Origin of the sequence: Leclercia sp. (genome assembly GCF_036780805.1) — a bacterium.
Classification (GTDB): domain Bacteria; phylum Pseudomonadota; class Gammaproteobacteria; order Enterobacterales; family Enterobacteriaceae; genus Enterobacter.
This window is the reverse complement of record NZ_DAIQCE010000011.1, coordinates 14,642-33,548: the sequence shown is the minus strand read 5'-3', so window position 1 is coordinate 33,548 and position 18,907 is coordinate 14,642. Positions and strand designations below refer to the sequence as shown.

General features: G+C 57.4%; 14 protein-coding genes. 2 read left to right on the top strand and 12 right to left on the bottom strand.

Features of this window, described 5'->3' with window-relative positions:
• Window positions 1-19 precede the first annotated feature (19 nt).
• Entirely contained in the window at window positions 20-844 is an 825-nt protein-coding gene (locus tag V7Q49_RS19290) for a MurR/RpiR family transcriptional regulator (RefSeq protein ID WP_333854467.1), read from the top strand.
• Window positions 845-901: 57 nt separating this feature from the next.
• Here the strand turns inward: V7Q49_RS19290 and eno are convergent, their stop codons facing one another.
• From eno to rlmD, 5 genes are all read right to left on the bottom strand, one after another.
• On the bottom strand, window positions 902-2,197 hold the full coding sequence (eno, locus tag V7Q49_RS19285) for a phosphopyruvate hydratase (protein WP_106994461.1): 1,296 nt from the start codon (window positions 2,195-2,197) through the stop codon (window positions 902-904).
• A gap of 82 nt (window positions 2,198-2,279) precedes the next feature.
• Window positions 2,280-3,917: a glutamine hydrolyzing CTP synthase gene (pyrG, locus tag V7Q49_RS19280; protein WP_333854464.1), complete on the bottom strand. Its 1,638-nt coding sequence runs from the start codon at window positions 3,915-3,917 to the stop codon at window positions 2,280-2,282.
• 224 nt (window positions 3,918-4,141) lie between these two features.
• Window positions 4,142-4,933, bottom strand: a complete 792-nt coding sequence (gene mazG, locus V7Q49_RS19275; RefSeq protein ID WP_333854462.1) for a nucleoside triphosphate pyrophosphohydrolase — start codon at window positions 4,931-4,933, stop codon at window positions 4,142-4,144.
• A gap of 70 nt (window positions 4,934-5,003) precedes the next feature.
• On the bottom strand, window positions 5,004-7,241 hold the full coding sequence (relA, locus tag V7Q49_RS19270) for a GTP diphosphokinase (RefSeq protein ID WP_333854460.1): 2,238 nt from the start codon (window positions 7,239-7,241) through the stop codon (window positions 5,004-5,006).
• 52 nt (window positions 7,242-7,293) lie between these two features.
• The gene (gene rlmD / locus V7Q49_RS19265) at window positions 7,294-8,592 is read right to left on the bottom strand and encodes a 23S rRNA (uracil(1939)-C(5))-methyltransferase RlmD (RefSeq protein WP_333854458.1); all 1,299 of its coding nucleotides are present in this window, start codon (window positions 8,590-8,592) and stop codon (window positions 7,294-7,296) included.
• Between the two features lie 57 nt (window positions 8,593-8,649).
• On the opposite strand from rlmD, the gene barA reads away from it, so the two are divergent.
• A complete protein-coding gene (gene barA, locus V7Q49_RS19260; protein WP_333854456.1) occupies window positions 8,650-11,409 on the top strand; it encodes a two-component sensor histidine kinase BarA in 2,760 nt (919 codons plus the stop codon).
• Window positions 11,410-11,468: 59 nt separating this feature from the next.
• Here the strand turns inward: barA and V7Q49_RS19255 are convergent, their stop codons facing one another.
• The 7 genes from V7Q49_RS19255 to V7Q49_RS19225 form a co-directional block, all read right to left on the bottom strand.
• Complete coding sequence (locus V7Q49_RS19255; RefSeq protein ID WP_333854453.1) at window positions 11,469-12,608, bottom strand: glycerate kinase; 1,140 nt, start codon at window positions 12,606-12,608, stop codon at window positions 11,469-11,471.
• An 87-nt stretch (window positions 12,609-12,695) separates the two neighbouring features.
• On the bottom strand, window positions 12,696-14,036 hold the full coding sequence (gene gudD / locus V7Q49_RS19250) for a glucarate dehydratase (protein WP_333854642.1): 1,341 nt from the start codon (window positions 14,034-14,036) through the stop codon (window positions 12,696-12,698).
• Window positions 14,037-14,048: 12 nt separating this feature from the next.
• Window positions 14,049-15,389 (bottom strand): enolase C-terminal domain-like protein, encoded by a 1,341-nt coding sequence (locus V7Q49_RS19245; protein WP_333854640.1) that lies wholly within the window; start codon window positions 15,387-15,389, stop codon window positions 14,049-14,051.
• Window positions 15,390-15,391: 2 nt separating this feature from the next.
• Window positions 15,392-16,744: an MFS transporter gene (locus V7Q49_RS19240; protein WP_333854451.1), complete on the bottom strand. Its 1,353-nt coding sequence runs from the start codon at window positions 16,742-16,744 to the stop codon at window positions 15,392-15,394.
• Window positions 16,745-17,105: 361 nt separating this feature from the next.
• Window positions 17,106-17,555, bottom strand: a complete 450-nt coding sequence (locus V7Q49_RS19235) for a flavodoxin (RefSeq protein ID WP_333854448.1) — start codon at window positions 17,553-17,555, stop codon at window positions 17,106-17,108.
• 24 nt (window positions 17,556-17,579) lie between these two features.
• On the bottom strand, window positions 17,580-18,353 hold the full coding sequence (gene truC, locus V7Q49_RS19230) for a tRNA pseudouridine(65) synthase TruC (protein WP_333854446.1): 774 nt from the start codon (window positions 18,351-18,353) through the stop codon (window positions 17,580-17,582).
• Entirely contained in the window at window positions 18,350-18,676 is a 327-nt protein-coding gene (locus V7Q49_RS19225; protein WP_333854444.1) for a YqcC family protein, read from the bottom strand. Before V7Q49_RS19225 ends, truC begins: the two co-directional genes overlap by 4 nt.
• Window positions 18,677-18,907: the final 231 nt, after the last annotated feature.

The following is an 18,907-nucleotide window of genomic DNA, read 5'->3' as shown; positions in this document are numbered from 1 at the left end:
AACGCATTAAGGATTTTGCATGTCAGAAAATGAAAATCTGCTGCTGAGGCTGCGACAGGGTGTCTCTGGCTATAGTCCAACCCAGCAGAAACTGGGCGAGTTCGTCTTAAGCGATCCGGCAAAAGTGCTCTATTTCACCATTACCGAACTGGCGCGTGAGAGCGAAACCAGCGAGGCGAGCGTGACCAGGCTGTGCCGCACCCTGGGCTGTAAGGGCTATACGGAGTTTAAGATGGCCCTGGCGCTGGACGTTCAGCGTGACCAGGCCCCGGTTGCGCAGGGCGACCGGGTGGATGACGTCGTGGAAGAGTCCGTTCTGGCGCTGCGGGATACCGCCCGGCTGCTTGACAGGGATATGCTGCTGCAGGCCGCCCAGGCGCTGCACCAGGCGCGTTCGGTTTATATCTACGGCGTGGCGGCAAGTGCCATTTTGGGCGACTATCTGCACTACAAACTGCTGCGTCTGGGTAAACCTGCCCAGCTGCTAAGCGACATGCACCGCGCCTCGATGAGCGCAACCACGCTGGGTGAAGAGGATCTGGTGGTGGCAATTTCGAGTTCAGGCTCAACCCGCGATCTGCTGCACGTGGTGAAACTTGCCCGTAAACGTGGCGCGCGCGTGCTGGCGCTCAGCAATACGCCGCGCAGCCCGCTGGCTTCAATCAGCGATATGCAGCTGGTTGCGGCAAAACCTGAAGGCCCGCTCAGCGCCGGTGCGCTGAATGCAAAAGTGGGGGTGATGCTTTTGGTGGAGCTGCTCGCCACCACGCTCATCTCGCTGGACGACCGCTACGGCGACGCCAGCCAGCAAACCGCCAGCGCTACTCTTCCCCTGCTGCTGTAACGCAGGCATAAAAAAACCCGCCGAAGCGGGTTTTTTCTTAAGGATTAAAGCTCAGTATTACTGACCTTTGATCTCTTTACGACCGTTGTATGGTGCTTTTTCGCCCAGCGCTTCTTCGATACGAATCAGCTGGTTGTATTTAGCAACACGGTCAGAACGGCTCATAGAACCGGTTTTGATCTGGCCAGCAGCGGTACCAACAGCCAGGTCAGCGATGGTCGCGTCTTCAGTTTCGCCTGAACGGTGAGAGATAACGGCAGTGTAGCCAGCGTCTTTCGCCATTTTGATCGCAGCCAGAGTTTCGGTCAGAGAACCGATCTGGTTGAATTTGATCAGGATGGAGTTAACGATGCCTTTCTCGATACCTTCTTTCAGGATCTTGGTGTTGGTTACGAACAGATCGTCACCAACCAGCTGGATTTTGTCGCCCAGTACTTTAGTCTGGTATGCGAAGCCATCCCAGTCAGATTCGTCCAGACCGTCTTCGATAGAAACGATTGGGTACTGTTTGGTCAGGTCTTCCAGGAAGTGAGTGAACTCTTCGGAGGTGAACGCTTTGTTGCCTTCGCCAGCCAGAACGTATTTACCGTCTTTGTAGAATTCAGATGCTGCACAGTCCATCGCCAGAGTGATGTCGGTGCCCAGCTCGTAGCCAGCTGCTTTAACCGCTTCAGCGATAACAGCCAGTGCTTCGGCGTTGGAGCCCAGGTTAGGTGCATAACCACCTTCGTCACCAACTGCAGTGTTCATACCTTTAGCTTTCAGAACTTTAGCCAGGTTGTGGAACACTTCAGAACCCATACGAACCGCTTCTTTCAGGGATTTCGCGCCAACTGGCTGAATCATGAATTCCTGAATATCAACGTTGTTGTCTGCGTGCTCACCGCCGTTGATGATGTTCATCATCGGAACTGGCATAGAGTATTTGCCTGGAGTGCCGTTCAGTTCAGCGATGTGTTCGAACAGTGGCTGACCTTTAGAAGCCGCTGCTGCTTTGGCGTTAGCCAGAGAAACAGCCAGGATTGCGTTCGCACCGAAGTTAGATTTGTTTTCAGTACCGTCCAGATCGATCATGATTTTATCGATGCCAGCCTGGTCTTTGGCGTCTTTGCCAAGGATTGCCTGTGCAATTGGGCCGTTAACCGCGCCAACAGCTTTGGTTACGCCTTTGCCCAGGAAACGGGATTTGTCGCCATCGCGCAGTTCCAGCGCTTCGCGGGAACCAGTAGAAGCACCTGACGGCGCAGCTGCCATACCGACGAAACCACCTTCCAGGTGTACTTCGGCTTCAACAGTCGGGTTACCACGGGAGTCGATGATTTCACGACCGATGACTTTAACGATTTTGGACATTAGATTTTCCTCAGTACAAGTTAAACTAAAACTCCAGACAAACAACGCGTACCCTTGGTACGCGCTGCCGTTCTAACTTTTCTTACTTCGCCTGACGCTTCTGGAACTCATTGGCGGCTTTCACAAAGCCAGCAAACAGCGGATGTCCATCACGCGGCGTAGAAGTAAATTCCGGGTGGAACTGACAGGCGACGAACCATGGGTGGTTCGGCACTTCGATGATCTCGACCAACTGATCATCCCCGGAGCGTCCCGCAATACGCAGGCCCGCAGCTTCAATTTGTTTCAACAGCAGGTTGTTGACTTCGTAACGGTGACGATGGCGTTCAGTGATTGTCGGCGCACCGTACATCTGGCGTACCAGGCTGTCTTCGGAAAGCTGACAGGCCTGTGCGCCCAGACGCATCGTGCCACCCAGATCGCTCTTCTCGGTACGGACTTCGACGTTACCTTCTTCGTCGCGCCATTCGGTGATAAGCGCCACAACAGGGTACTTACAGTCTGGCACAAATTCCGTAGAGTTCGCGTTTTCCATCCCGACAACGTTGCGGGCAAATTCAATCAGCGCAACCTGCATACCCAGGCAAATGCCGAGGTAAGGAATATTGTTTTCACGCGCATAGCGTGCGGTAGCGATCTTGCCTTCAACGCCACGGTAGCCGAAGCCGCCAGGGATCAGAATAGCATCCAGATCTTTCAGAATTTCTACACCGCGGGTTTCAACATCCTGCGAATCAATCAGCTTGATGTTGACGGTTACGCGGTTTTTCAGGCCACCGTGTTTCAGCGCTTCGATAACGGACTTATAGGCGTCCGGCAGTTCAATATACTTGCCGACCATACCGATAGTCACTTCGCCTGCCGGATTCGCTTCTTCATAAATAACCTGTTCCCATTCAGACAGGTTAGCTTCCGGACAGTTCAAGCTGAATCGTTTACAAATATAATCGTCCAGGCCCTGTGATTTCAACAGGCCCGGGATTTTATAAATGGAATCGACATCTTTCATTGAAATAACGGCTTTTTCTGGCACGTTACAGAACAATGCAATTTTCGCTCGTTCGTTGGCCGGAACGGCACGATCGGAACGGCAAACCAGGATGTCAGGCTGAATACCAATGGAGAGCAGCTCTTTAACGGAGTGCTGGGTCGGCTTGGTTTTCACTTCACCTGCGGCAGCCATGTAAGGCACCAGGGTCAGGTGCATGAACAGCGCGTGTTCACGACCGATATCTACCGCCAGCTGGCGAATCGCTTCAAGGAACGGCAGGGATTCGATATCACCTACGGTACCGCCGATTTCGACCAGCACGACGTCGTGGCCTTCGCCACCTGCCAGAACACGCTCTTTAATGGCGTTGGTGATGTGCGGGATAACCTGAACGGTCGCGCCCAGATAGTCGCCACGGCGCTCTTTACGCAGTACGTCGGAGTAGATACGGCCAGTCGTGAAGTTGTTACGACGGGTCATTTTGGTGCGAATGAAGCGCTCGTAGTGACCCAGGTCCAGGTCGGTTTCAGCGCCGTCTTCAGTAACGAACACTTCCCCGTGTTGGATCGGGCTCATGGTACCTGGATCGACGTTGATGTACGGATCCAGCTTCATCATGGTCACATTGAGGCCACGGGCTTCAAGAATGGCTGCGAGGGAGGCTGCGGCAATGCCTTTACCCAGAGAGGATACAACCCCGCCGGTCACAAAAATATAGTTCGTTGTCATGCTGAACCTGAGAAGTTAGGGTGAAACGATGGAATAACCAGGACGGGAAAGTAGTATACCCGAACACGGCGAGCGCCACAAACTTTCATTCTCCGTCTCCTGTCTCAGGCTTTGACTCATATTGGGAGTGAGAAAATAGCCCCTTTTGGGTAAATGTTTTTGACGCAAATCAAGCGCTTGTCATTTAAAAAATCACACAAATTGCGCTTGATCGCAAAAACCCGTTAGAGATCAGATTCCTGGCGTTTTACTTCCTGCCATACTTCTTCCATCGCATCGAGGTCCACGCCGGTCATTTCCAGGCCGCGGGCAGCGATAATCCGCTCCACTTCCCGGAAGCGGCGTTCGAACTTGAGGTTGGCTTTTTGCAGCGCCACTTCGGCTTTAACCCCTAAATGACGTGAGAGGTTGACGGTGGCAAACAGCAGATCGCCCATCTCCTCTTCCACCTTCTCCTGGTCCACTACCGCCTGTTGCGCCTCGTGCATCACCTCGTCGATCTCTTCATGCACTTTGTCGAGCACCGGGCCTAAAGAGGTCCAGTCAAACCCGACCGTCGAGCAGCGTTTCTGGATCTTGTGCGCACGCATCAGCGCCGGCAGGCTTAACGGGATATCGTCCAGGGCTGAATGTTGCGATTTTTCAGCGCGTTCGGCGCTTTTGATCTGCTCCCAGCGGGCCAGCACTTCGGTACTGTTTTCAGCGGTGGCATCGCCAAAGATGTGCGGATGACGGCGCTCCAGCTTATCGCTGATGGCGGCGCAGATATCGTTGAAATCAAAGCGCCCCTCTTCCTGGGCCATCTGCGCGTAGAAAACGACCTGAAACAGCAGGTCGCCAAGCTCACCGCGCAGATCGTCAAAATCTTCCCGGGAGATGGCGTCCAGCACCTCGTAGGTCTCTTCCAGAGTGTAGGGGGCGATGGTGGCGAAAGTCTGCTCTTTATCCCACGGACAGCCGGTTTCCGGGTCGCGCAGACGTTGCATAATGCCGAGCAGGCGGTCGATTTGAGTCATAAGTTTGTCCTGATAAAAAAAATGCCGGGCGGCGGCTTGCGCCTTACCCGGCCTGGAAAAGAAGGTGCGATTACCCGCCGTGCAGACGGCGGGCGTCGATCACATCCGGCACCTGGTTCAGCTTGCCGAGCACCCGGCCCAGCACCTGCAGGTTATAGATTTCGATGGTCATATCGATAGTGGCGAGCTGCTGACGGGTGTCGCTGCGGCTGGCAACGCCCAGCACGTTCACCTTTTCGTTCGCCAGAATGGTGGTGATATCGCGCAGCAGGCCGCTGCGATCGTTGGCCGAGACCCGCACCACCAGCGAATAACCGGCGGAGTAGCTCTCGCCCCATACCGCATCGACGATACGTTCCGGCGCGTGGGACTGTAAATCATCCAGCTGATCGCAGTCCGCGCGGTGGATAGAGATCCCGCGCCCCTGGGTGATAAAGCCGACAATCTCGTCCCCCGGGATCGGCTGGCAGCAGCGGGCAATGTGGTGCATCAGATTGCCGACGCCTTCCACCACTACCCTGCCGTTGTCTTTTTCTTTGCTGCGGTGCTGTGGAGTGTAGGTCTTCTGCTGCAGCTGTTTCAGCGCCGCCGCATCCTGCTCTGCCGCGCTCGGTTTGTTGAACTGCGCCTGCAGGAAATTCACCATCTGGTTAAGGCGAATATCCCCGCCGCCGATGGCGGCCAGCAGTTCATCCAGCTCGTTGAAGTTGTAGCGCGGCAGCAGCTGCTTTTCCGCCTCTTTCAGGTGGATGCCCAGATGCTCCAGCTCGTCATCAAGGATCTGACGGCCGGCAAGGATGTTCTTGTCACGATCCTGCTTGCGGAACCAGGCGTGGATCTTGGAGCGTCCGCGGCTGGTGGTAATGTAGCCCAGGTTCGGGTTCAGCCAGTCGCGGCTCGGGTTCGGCTGCTTCTGGGTGATGATATCCACCTGATCGCCCATCTGCAGCTGATAGGTGAACGGCACGATACGGCCACCGATTTTGGCGCCGATGCAGCGGTGTCCCACGTCGCTGTGGATATGGTAGGCGAAATCGAGCGGCGTTGAGCCTGCCGGCAAGTCAACCACGTCGCCTTTCGGCGTAAAGACGTAGACCCGGTCGTCAAAGACCTGGCTGCGCACTTCATCGAGCATCTCGCCGGAGTCGGCCATCTCTTCCTGCCACGCAATCAGCTTACGCAGCCAGGCGATGCGATCTTCGTGGCCGGAGCGCGCCCCGCCGGAGGTACCTTCTTTGTATTTCCAGTGCGCAGCAACGCCGAGCTCGGACTCTTCGTGCATCTGTTTGGTGCGGATCTGGATTTCCACCGGTTTACCCCCCGGCCCCAGCACCACGGTATGGATCGACTGATAGCCGTTCGGTTTCGGGTTGGCGACGTAGTCGTCAAACTCATCCGGCATGTGGCGGAAGTGGGTGTGAACAATCCCCAGCGCGGCGTAGCAGTCCTGCAAACGCTCGGCAACGATGCGCACGGCGCGCACATCAAACAGCTCATCAAAGGCAAGATGCTTTTTCTGCATTTTGCGCCAGATGCTGTAGATATGCTTCGGCCGGCCATAGACTTCGGCCTTCACGCCCTCTTCTTTCATCGACTGACGTAAGCCGCCGACGAACTCCTCGATGTAGTGCTCGCGATCGATACGCCGTTCGTGCAGCAGCTTAGCAATACGTTTGTATTCCGCCGGGTGCAGGTAACGGAAGCAGTAATCTTCCAGCTCCCATTTCAGCTGCCCGATGCCCAGACGGTTTGCCAGCGGGGCATAGATATTGGTGCACTCTTTCGCCGCCAGCACGCGCTCATCTTCCGGCGCATCCTTCACTTCGCGCAGATGGGCGACGCGTTCGGCAAGCTTAATCACCACGCAGCGGAAGTCATCCACCATCGCCAGCAGCATACGGCGAACGTTATCGACCTGTTCGGAAGAGACGGAGTCGGTGTGGGTGGCTTTCAGCTGGCGGATGGCCGCCATGTCGCGCACGCCGTGGATCAGCGAGACAATCGATGTCCCGACGCTTTCGCGCAGCACCTCTTCGGAGACCACCTCGGCGTCGGCCAGCGGGAACAGCATGGCAGCGAGCAAAGTGTCGATATCCATGCTCAGCATGGAGAGGATTTCGACCATTTCCACGCCGCGCCACAGCAGCAGCTCGGCGTCGGGATGCCCCGTAGTGGTGCGCAGACAATAAGCCCAGGTTTCGGTTAAGCGTTCACACGACTGCTGGCTGGCAATCCCCAGACTTGCGATCCATTTTTGTGGGTCAAACTCACCAGCTTTATTGAGATGTGCACTTCTTACCGCAACCATTGTCCTCTCCTTTAGGGACCCTTGCCTGTCGAATTCGACAAGCCGAAACTCATCAGTTGTGTTCAAACAACGCCATTGATTCCAGATGTCCAGTGTGCGGGAACATATCAAGCATTGCCAGACGCTGAATCTGGTAACCCGCCGCTAATAATGCTTCGCTGTCCCGGGCAAGCGTCGCCGGGTTACAGGAAACATAGACCACGCGTTTAGGGGCGAGTTTAATAATATGCTGCATCACGCCTGGCGCGCCTGCACGAGCCGGATCCAGCAGGATCTTGTCGAAGCCGTGCGCTGCCCAGGGCTGCTGGGTGACATCCTCTTCCAGATTCTCGTGAAAAAATGTCACGTTTTGCAGCGCATTGTGAATCGCGTTATCGCGTCCTTTCTCCACCAGCGCCGCAACGCCCTCCACGCCGACCACGCTGTGCGCCCGTTTTGCCAGCGGCAGGGTAAAGTTACCCATTCCACAAAACAGATCGAGCACCCGATCCTGTGGCTGAATATCCAGCCAGTCGAGCGCGGTCGCGACCATCTTTTGGTTAACGCCGTCGTTGACCTGAATGAAATCGCGCGGGCTGAACGTTAAGCGTAGCCCGTCTGAATCATACCAGGGCGTTTCACCGCTCAGTTGCTCAAGTATCTCGCTTTGCGGGGCGAGATAAAGGTCAAGCTCATGGGAATGCGAAAAGCGTTCCAGTTTTTCGCGATCTTTAGCCGAAAGCGGTGCAGTATGACGCAGTACCATCAGCGGACCGCTGTTCGCCAGCACCAGTTCGACGTGGCCCAGGTGGCGAACGCCCTGTAGCTCAGAGAGGCATTTGCGCACTTCTGGCAGCAATGCCTCAAGACGGGGCACCAGAATGGGGCACTGTTTCACATCGACGATATCGCTGGAGTTGGCCTTGCGAAAACCCATCTCCAGACGCGCGGTTTTCGGCTGATAATTCAGGCTCAGGCGAGCCCGGCGGCGGTAACCCCAGGGTTTATCGGCGATCACCTCGTTGACGTCGTGCTTCAGCAGGCGTGCCAGGGCGTTGCTTTTGCTGCGCTCCTGTAACGCGACGCTGGCATGCTGCTGCTGGCAGCCGCCGCAAACGCCAAAGTGCGGGCAGCGCGGGGTTTCGCGTTGTGGGCTGTCGTTAAGACGGCGTTTTACCTGCCCGCGCGCGTACTGACGTTTCTCTTCCGTCAGGGTGATCTCTGCCCGCTCGTCGGGCAGCAGACCGGGAATAAACAGGGCCTTACCATCATGGCGCGCCACCCCCTGACCGAAGGGGTCGAGGTCTGTCACATCAACAGTTATGATCTGACGCGTCGTCACGCGCCGCTTTGCAGAGTAGAATTGCGCCATTGCCGGGTATTTTCTCAAATGAACATATTGACTCTAATTGTCCCATAACGGAACTCCATGACCAACTACAGCCTGCGTGCGCGCATGATGATTTTGATCCTCGCCCCTACCGTACTCATTGGTTTGCTGCTGAGTACCTTCTTTGTGGTGCACCGTTATAACGACCTGCAGCGCCAGCTCGAAGATGCCGGGGCCAGTATTATTGAACCGCTGGCGGTCTCCAGCGAGTACGGCATGGCCCTGCAAAATCGCGAGTCTATCGGCCAGCTCATCAGCATCCTGCACCGCCGTCACTCGGATATTGTGCGGGCGATCTCGGTGTATGACCAACATAATCGCCTGTTTGTGACCTCCAATATCCAGCAGGACCCCGGCGTGCTCAAACTCCCGAACGACACGGCGTTCCCGACACGGCTGAGCGTGATCCGCCAGGGCGAGAGGATGATCCTGCGTACGCCGATCCTCTCGGAAAGCTATTCGCCGGATGAATCTGCCGAATCGGATGCCAAGCCCAATAACAACATGCTGGGATATGTGGCGCTGGAGCTGGATCTCAAGTCCGTGCGGCTACAGCAGTACCAGGAAATTTTTATCTCCACGGTGATGATGCTGTTTTGTATCGGCATTGCGCTGATCTTCGGCTGGCGTCTGATGCGTGACGTGACCAGCCCGATCCGCAACATGGTGAATACCGTCGACCGTATTCGCCGGGGCCAGCTCGACAGCCGCGTCGAAGGCTTTATGCTCGGCGAGCTGGATATGTTAAAAAACGGCATCAACTCAATGGCCATGTCGCTGGCGGCCTACCATGAGGAGATGCAACATAACGTGGATCAGGCCACCTCCGATCTGCGTGAAACCCTTGAGCAGATGGAGATCCAGAACGTCGAGCTGGATCTGGCCAAAAAGCGCGCCCAGGAGGCGGCCCGCATTAAATCGGAGTTCCTGGCGAATATGTCCCATGAGCTACGCACCCCGCTCAACGGCGTGATTGGCTTTACTCGCCTGACCCTGAAGACCGAACTCAACCCAACCCAGCGCGATCATCTGCATACCATTGAACGGTCGGCTAACAACCTGCTGGCCATCATCAATGACGTGCTGGACTTCTCCAAGCTCGAGGCGGGCAAGCTGATTCTGGAGAGCATTCCATTCCCGCTGCGCAACGCTCTGGATGAGGTGGTCACTCTGCTGGCGCACTCCTCCCACGATAAAGGGCTGGAGCTGACGCTGAACATTAAAAATGATGTGCCGGATAACGTGATTGGCGATCCGCTGCGCCTGCAGCAGGTGATCACCAACCTGGTGGGCAACGCCATCAAGTTCACCGAGAGCGGCAACATTGACGTGCTGGTCGAAAAACGTGCCATCAGCAATACCAAGGTGCAGCTTGAGGTGCAGATCCGCGATACCGGAATTGGCATACCTGAGCGCGATCAGTCGCGGCTGTTCCAGGCCTTCCGTCAGGCCGACGCCAGCATCTCCCGGCGTCATGGCGGTACCGGCCTGGGGCTGGTGATCACTCAGAAACTGGTTAACGAGATGGGGGGCGATATCTCCTTCCACAGCCAGCCTAACCGCGGCTCGACCTTCTGGTTCCATATCAACCTCGACCTGAATCCGAATGTCCTGACCGATCGCCCGGTGATGGATTGTCTGCAGGGTAAACGGCTGGCCTATGTGGAGGCCAATGCCGCCGCGGCGCAAAGCACTCTGGAGGTGTTAAGTACCACTCCGCTGGAGGTGATTTACAGCGCAGGGTTCTCCACGCTGCCGGTTGAACATTACGACATTCTGCTGATGGGGATCCCGGTAACCTTTACCGGCGAGCTGACCATGCAGCAGGAGCAGCTGGCGAAAGCGGCCTCGATGACCGATTACCTGCTGCTGGCCCTGCCATGCCATGCGCAGATCAACGCCGAAGAGCTGAAACACGACGGGGCGGCCGCCTGTCTGCTGAAACCGCTCACCGCCACGCGCCTGCTACCGACCCTGACCGAGTATTGCCGCCTGAACCATTATGCCGCGCCGGGAATTACCGATGAGAGCAAGCTGCCGATGACCGTGATGGCGGTAGATGACAACCCCGCCAACCTGAAGCTGATCGGCGCTCTGCTGGAGGATCAGGTTCAGCACGTTGAACTTTGCGAGAGCGGTCTGCAGGCCGTTGAGCGGGCGAAGCAGATGCAGTTTGATCTGATCATGATGGATATTCAGATGCCCGGCATGGATGGGATCCGCGCCTGCGAGCTGATCCGCCAGCTGCCTCATCAGCTGCAAACCCCGGTGATCGCCGTGACCGCCCACGCGATGGCGGGTCAGAAAGAGAAGCTTTTAAGCGCCGGGATGAACGACTATCTGGCAAAACCGATTGAAGAAGAGAAGCTGCACAATCTGCTGCAGCGCTATAAGCCCGGCCCTGCGGGAGGCAACTGGGTTGCCCCTGTGGAGGCGGCAGATATCCCGATCAACGTCAGTGCCACCCTCGACTGGCAGCTGGCGCTGCGTCAGGCGGCGGGCAAAAACGCCCTTGCGCGGGAGATGCTGCAGATGCTGGTGGCTTTCCTGCCGGAGATCCGCAATAAGGTAGAGGAACAGCTGGTAGGAGAAAATCCGGAAGACCTCGTCGGGGCGATCCATAAGCTGCACGGCAGCTGCGGGTACAGTGGCGTACCGCGCCTGAAAAATCTCTGTCATTTACTGGAGCAGCAGCTGCGTTCCGGGACGCCGGAAAGCGAGCTGGAACCGGAGTTTCTGGAGCTGCTGGATGAGATGGATAACGTGACGCGGGAAGCGATGAAGGTGCTGGGCTCATAGCAAAAGTATGCGCACGGACGATCCCCTCTCCCCTTTAAGGAGAGGGTTAGGATGAGGGGCTATACATTCATCCCCACCTTCAGCACCGCCGCTATATTCCTCGCAGCCATCCGGACATTTTCTTCAGCGTCTTCCAGCGCCTCCTCCAGCGTGCAAATGGTGTAGATCACGCTGAACACCGCGTCGATGCCATGATCGTGCACCACGCCGACATCCGCCGTCAGGCTGCCCGCCAGGCCAATTACCGGTTTGTTGTGGCGCTTGGCGATCTTCGCCACCCCCACCGGGACTTTGCCATGAATGGTCTGGCTATCGATCCGCCCTTCCCCGGTGATCACCAGATCGGCATCGGCTACCAGGCTGTCGAGGTTGAGCGCGTCTGTCACAATCTCAATGCCCTGACGCAGCTGCGCGCCGCAAAAAGCGTATAATGCCGCCCCCATGCCGCCTGCGGCACCGCCGCCGGCCAGGTCGAGCACGTCCACGTCGAGGTCGCGGGCAATGATCCGGGCATACTGCGTCAGGGCGCCATCGAGCCGCGTAATCATCTCCGGCGTTGCCCCTTTCTGCGGGCCAAACACGGCGGTCGCGCCGTTTTCACCGGTCAACGGGTTGGTGACGTCGCAGGCCACTTCAATCCGGCACGCCGCCAGCCGTTTATCCAGACCGCTGATATCAATACGCGCCAGCTTTTCCAGCTCGCCGCCGCCAGCGCCAATGGCGTTCCCCTGCTCGTCCAGCAGCTTCGCGCCCAGCGCCTGCACCATCCCTGCCCCACCATCGTTGGTGGCGCTGCCGCCAATGCCAATGATGATATGTTTCACGCCCGCATCCAGCGCATGACGGATCAGCTCCCCGGTTCCCCAGGAGGTGGTTTTCAGCGGATTACGCTGGGCCGGAGCGACAAGCTCCAGTCCGCTGGCCGCCGCCATCTCGATAAACGCGCTTTTGCCATCACCGGAGCGGCCATAAAAACCGTCAACATGCTCGCCGAGCGGCCCCGTTACCCGCACCTGAATAATGTCTCCCTGGGTAGCGGCAACCATCGCTTCTACGGTGCCTTCACCGCCATCGGCGACCGGCAGTTTGACGTACTCTGCCGTCGGGAAAATCTCGCAAAATCCCTGCTCTATCGCCGTCGCCACAGCCAGGGCACTCAGGCTCTCTTTATACGAGTCCGGTGCGATAACTATTTTCATAAGCCGTCCTTACGCATGTTGACTACCATAAGCATACACCCGTCACGCAAGAGAAAATGCCGACTCCCGCAGGAACCGGCACCGGACTTAACGCACCATGCAAGGGCGTTTGTTGTTGAAGGTCCACTCCGGTATCAGGTATTGCATCGCCATCGCGTCGTCGCGCGCGCCCAAACCGTGCTGCAGATACAGCTCATGCGCCTTCATCACCTGATCCATATCCAGCTCAACGCCCAGACCCGGGGTGGTCGGCACCTGCACCATCCCGCCCTTGATTTCGAACGGCTGTTTGGTCAGGCGCTGGTTGCCCTCCTGCCAGATCCAGTGGGTGTCGATGGCGGTGATAGTGCCCGGCGCGGCCGCGGCGACATGGGTGAACATTGCCAGCGAAATATCGAAGTGGTTGTTGGAATGCGAACCCCAGGTCAGGCCGAACTCGTGGCACATCTGCGCCACGCGCACCGAGCCCTGCATGGTCCAGAAGTGCGGATCCGCCAGCGGAATATCGACCGACTGCAGGGAGAGGGTATGACCCATCTGACGCCAGTCGGTAGCGATCATATTGGTGGCGGTCGGCAGACCCGTGCCGCGGCGGAACTCGGCCATTACTTCACGGCCGGAGAAGCCCTGCTCGGCCCCGCACGGATCTTCCGCATAGGCCAGCACGCCCTTCAGCCGCTTACCGATGCGGATCGCCTCTTCCAGCGACCAGGCCCCGTTGGGATCGAGGGTGACGCGTGCCTGTGGGAAGCGTTTCGCCAGAGCGATAATGGATTCCGCTTCCTCTTCCCCGGCCAGCACGCCGCCCTTCAGTTTGAAATCGTTAAAGCCGTACTTCTCATATGCCGCTTCCGCCAGACGCACAACCGCATCCGGGGTCATCGCCTCTTCATGGCGCAGACGATACCAGTCGCATTTTTCATCCGGCTGGCTCTGGTACGGCAGCGGGGTCAGCTTGCGGTTGCCGACGAAGAACAGGTAGCCCAGCATCTCGACTTCGCTGCGCTGCTGCCCGTCGCCCAGCAGCGACGCGACGTTGACGCCCAGGTGCTGGCCCAGCAGGTCGAGCATCGCCGCTTCAATCCCGGTGACCACGTGAATGGTGGTGCGCAGGTCAAAGGTTTGCAGGCCGCGACCGGCCGCATCGCGGTCGGCAAATGCGTTACGTACGGCATTAAGAATGTTTTTGTACGCGCCCAGAGTCTGGCCCACTACCAGCGGAATCGCATCTTCCAGCGTTTTGCGGATCTTCTCGCCGCCCGGGATTTCACCCACCCCGGTATGGCCTGAGTTGTCCTTGATAATCACAATATTACGGGTGAAGAACGGGGCGTGGGCTCCACTCAGGTTCATCAACATGCTGTCGTGACCGGCAACCGGAATGATCTGCATGGAAGTGACAACAGGCGTAGTAAATGTGCTCATAATTCAATCCTTTAATCAGTGGCGACCAAACGCCGGGCGTTTGCGGTCAAATGTCCAGCCGGGGATAAGATACTGCATCGGGCCTGCGTCATTACGCGCGCCGCCGGGCAGTTTCTTATAGGCTTCATGGGCTTTGTGGATCTGATCCCAGTCCAGCTCCACGCCAAGCCCTGGTGCATCCGGTACGGCAATCTTGCCGTGTTTAATTTCCAGTGGATTTTTGGTCAGGCGCGCTTCGCCCTCCTGCCAGATCCAGTGGGTGTCGATAGCCGTTGGCGTACCCGGTGCAGCGGCACCGACATGGGTGAACATCGCCAGCGAGATATCGAAGTGGTTATTGGAGTGGCAACCCCAGGTTAAGCCCCAGTCATCGCACAGCTGGGCCACGCGTACCGCGCCGGAAAGGGTCCAGAAGTGCGGGTCCGCCAGCGGGATGTCAACGGAGTTCAGCATCACGGCGTGGCCCATTTCGCGCCAGTTAGTGGCAATCATGTTGGTCGCCACCGGCAGACCGGTAGCGCGGCGGAACTCCGCCATCACCTCACGGCCGGAGAAGCCCTGCTCGGCGCCACACGGATCTTCGGCGTAGGTCAGCACATCGCCCAGGCCTTTGCACAGAGAGATGGCCTCATCCAGCAGCCATGCCCCGTTGGGGTCGACGGTAATGCGCGCATCCGGGAAGCGTTTTTTCAGGGCGCGGGCGCTCTCAATTTCCTGCTCGCCCGGCAGCACGCCGCCTTTCAGTTTGAAATCTTTAAAGCCGTAGCGATCCTGGGCCGCTTCCGCCAGGCGGACCACCGCCTCGCTGGAGAGCGCCTCCTGATGGCGCAGGTGATACCAGTCGTGACTGCCGGGCGAACGTTCCAGATAGGGCAGATCGGTTTTGCTGCGATCGCCCAGGTAGAAGAGATAGCCCAGCACGGTAACCGCATCGCGCTGCTTGCCCGGGCCGAGCAGTTCGCACACCGGCACGTTCAGCGCTTTGCCGAGCAGATCCAGCAGCGCCGCTTCCAGCGCCGCCACGGCATTAACCCGCAGTTCAAATGTCCAGGCCCCTTTGCCGAAAGTATCGAAATCGGCAGACTGATTGCCCTTGTGCACGCGCTGGACCACTTTGTTCAGCCGCGCCACCTCCTGACCCACTACCTGCGGAATGGCATCCACCAGGGTCTGGTAGATCACCTCCCCGCCGGGAGCCTCCCCGACGCCGGTATTCCCGGCGTTATCGGTCAGCACCACGATGTTGCGGGTAAACCAGGCGTTGTGCGCGCCGCCGATATTCAGCAGCATGCTGTCCTGGCCGGCGACCGGGATAACCTTCATTTCGGTGACAACAGGGCTCGATTGCATACTCATCATCAACGCTCCGCGACAGGTTTCAGTTCGATACGTTTGATATCACCCACCAGCACCAGGTAGCTCAGTACCGCCACCAGGGCGTGCACACCTACGTAGATCAGCGCCCCGTTGAATGACCCGGTGGTACCGACGATATAACCGATGGCAATCGGGGTGACGATCCCGGAGATGTTACCGAACATATTGAACAGACCGCCGCTCAGGCCGCTGATCTCTTTCGGCGCGGTATCCGCCATCACCGCCCAGCCCAGCGCCCCGATACCTTTACCGAAGAAGGCCATCGCCATGAAGCCGATAATCATCCACTCGGCGTCAACATAGTTACACACCACCATCGACATGGAGAGCAGCATACCCAGCACGATTGGCGTTTTACGGGCGATATTCAGTGAACCGGTACGACGCATCAGCCAGTCGGAGATCACCCCACCCAGCACGCCGCCGACAAAGCCGCAGATCGCCGGAACCGAGGCCACAAACCCGGCTTTCAGGATCGACATGCCGCGTGCCTGCACCAGATAGACCGGGAACCAGGTGATAAAGAAGTAGGTTAAGGCGTTGATGCAGTACTGACCGAGGTAGATCCCCACCATCATACGGGAACCCACCAGCTGTTTAATCTGGCCCCACTTGTGGCTGAACGGCACTTTCTCTTTGCTTTTCGCCTGATCCATGTTGATCAGCGCGCCGCCCGCGGCGATGTAATCCAGTTCTTTCTGGTTCACGCCCGGATGCTGGTTCGGCTCATGGATCACTTTCAGCCAGACAAAGCTGATCACGATGCCCAGACCGCCCATAAAGAAGAACACGTGCGACCAGCCCACCTCGTGGGTCAGCCAGCCCATGATCGGCGCGAAGATCACGGTCGCGAAGTATTGCGCGGAGTTAAAAATGGACACCGCCGTTCCCCTCTCCTGCGCCGGGAACCAGGCTGCCACTATGCGGCTGTTACCCGGGAAGGAGGGCGCCTCTGCCAGCCCGACGAGGAAGCGCAGGGTGAAGAGCGCGATAATAATGCCAAAGCCGTTAAAGACATCAACAAAACCCTGTAACAGGGTAAACATGGACCAGATAAAGATGGACCAGAAATAAACGCGTTTTGAGCCGAAACGGTCGAGCAGCCAACCGCCAGGGATTTGGCCGATAACATAGGCCCATGAAAATGCGGAGAAAACGTAACCCATACCGACCGGATCCAGACCGATATCTTTTGCCATTTCCGAACCGGCAATCGACAGCGTGGCGCGGTCGCCATAGTTAAAGGATGTGACGATAAACAGCATCACCACTATCCAATAGCGAGCGTTGGTGCGCTTTTCAGCGCTGCTCGCCGCCTGGCTTAATGTACTCATTCTTGCACTCCTGAATCATAGCTTTTATCGCTACGTTCATTCTGAACAGCACAACCGGTAGGGTAATCAGAATGACGTGTATGTGTTTTTTGCAGTTCAAACGTTGAGGTCTTTTGCCTTACTGACTGCATTTTTATTAACTGGCGGAAAAAGTATAAGAAAGGATCCAGGCCGCTCTCACCGTGCAACAACACAACATTGGCGGGAGGGTTTGAGGTTGTTTATGGCATAAGCCTAACTCAATGGAAGGTAGTTCACGGAAACGTGGCTGAGTGAGAAAACTGCAGAAGAGAAAGAGAAGAGTGTGAATCAGGTCGCTTGACGCGATGAAATGCCCTCCCGCAGCCGGGAGGGGCAATATTTAGCTGAGAAGCGTGCCCCAGTGTTCAACCCAGGGATTGGATTCGCTTTCCGGCTCGGGGTGTTCAGAGGCATCGATCATCAGCATCTCACCCACGCGTTGCGCGCTTTGCTCCTGCAACAGGGCGTCGAACTGCTTGCCGCCACCGCAGAAATTGGCGTAGGTGCTGTCCCCCAGCGCGATGATGCCGTAGCGCATCTCCGGCTGATAACCCAGCTTGTCTTTAATGCCCCGGAACAGCGGTACGATGCTGTCCGGCAGATCGCCCTGCCCGGTTGTCGAGGTCACCACCAGCGCATACTGGCCCTGATATTTTTCCCAGTCGGCCAGCTCGGGATCTTCATAGACCGTGGCTTTATGGCCCTGCCCCGCAAGAATTGCTTCGGCTTCTTCGGCCACCAGCAGCGAATTGCCGTACATCGTACCGACAAAAATTCCGACTACAGCCATGGTTTACTCCCTCAGTGAATGCAATTAACGTTCATCCTGAACGTTGGCGGGATCAAACTCAACCCTTTCATTTTCGGGGAGTTGCCCGCACCAGCCAAAGTGTGACAGCGCCTGCATCCACACCGGATCGAGGCCTGCGCGGAGGGTCAGCGGCTCACCGGTAAAGGGATGGACAAGATTCAGCTGGCTGGCGTGCAGCATCAGACGGTTGCAGCCAAAGTGTTCGGCGGCGCTGCGGTTCTGTTTCAGATCGCCGTGCTTGCTGTCGCCGATAATCGGATGGCGCAGATGCGAAAGATGACGACGCAGCTGATGTTTGCGTCCGGTTTTCGGTTCCAGCTCGACCAGGCTGTAGCGCGTGGTCGGGAACTTACCAGTGGCGACGGGCATTTCGGTGGTCGCCATGCCGCGATAGTCCGTCACCGCAGGCTGCGGCTCTTTGTCGTCCCGGGCAAATTTATCGGCGATTTTATCCAGCTCTTCGACCAGCGGATAATCGAGCGTCGCGGCCTCGGTCAGCCAGCCCCGGACAATCGCGTGGTAGCGTTTCTGGATCTGATGCTGCTCGAACTGCTGCGACAGGCGGCGTCCGGCCTCGCTGGAGAGCCCCATCAGCAGCACGCCGGAGGTGGGACGGTCGAGACGGTGGACAGTAAAAACGTGCTGACCAATCTGGTCGCGCACCGTCTGCATCACCACCACTTTTTCATCGCGATCGAGCCAGCTCCGGTGCACCAGCCAGCCGGAGGGTTTATTGACCGCCACCAGCCACTCATCCTGATAAAGGATCTCAATCATGCGTCGTCGCCAAACAGCGCGTCCAGCGCCAGCAATGCCGCCAGCACCGCCTCGCGTGACGGATGGGCCGCATCCAGGGCCATTTCATAATAGGGGGCAACGGCAAAGTTTTGCGGCAGCGGATGTCCGCCCTCAACCAGGGCATGCATGCGGGGAATGAGTACCCATTGCAGCCACTCAAACGGCTCCAGGGTATCCATGCAGAAAGGTTGCGTGCTCTCAAACGCGTCAGGCTGCGGCGCCGTCTCCTGCCACAGTTGATGATCGCGCAATAAAGCTTCGATGGCGTGCAGCTGCGCGCGCACGTGGTCGTGATGCGTCATGAAAACCTCAACTGAAAATCTGAACGGCGGGCAGCATAGCAAAGACCACGCAGAAATAAAAAAAGGGAGCACTGTAAAAACAGTGCTCCCGGTTCGTTTCGCAGCAATCCAGCTACTTTTGGTGCTCCCTGCTCATCCGTGACAACTTTTCCTCTGACCCGAAAGTCTGGTCATCCCTCGACCGCTGCATCCTGCGCACATCATCCTGATGTGGCTGTTTCATCCTGAAAC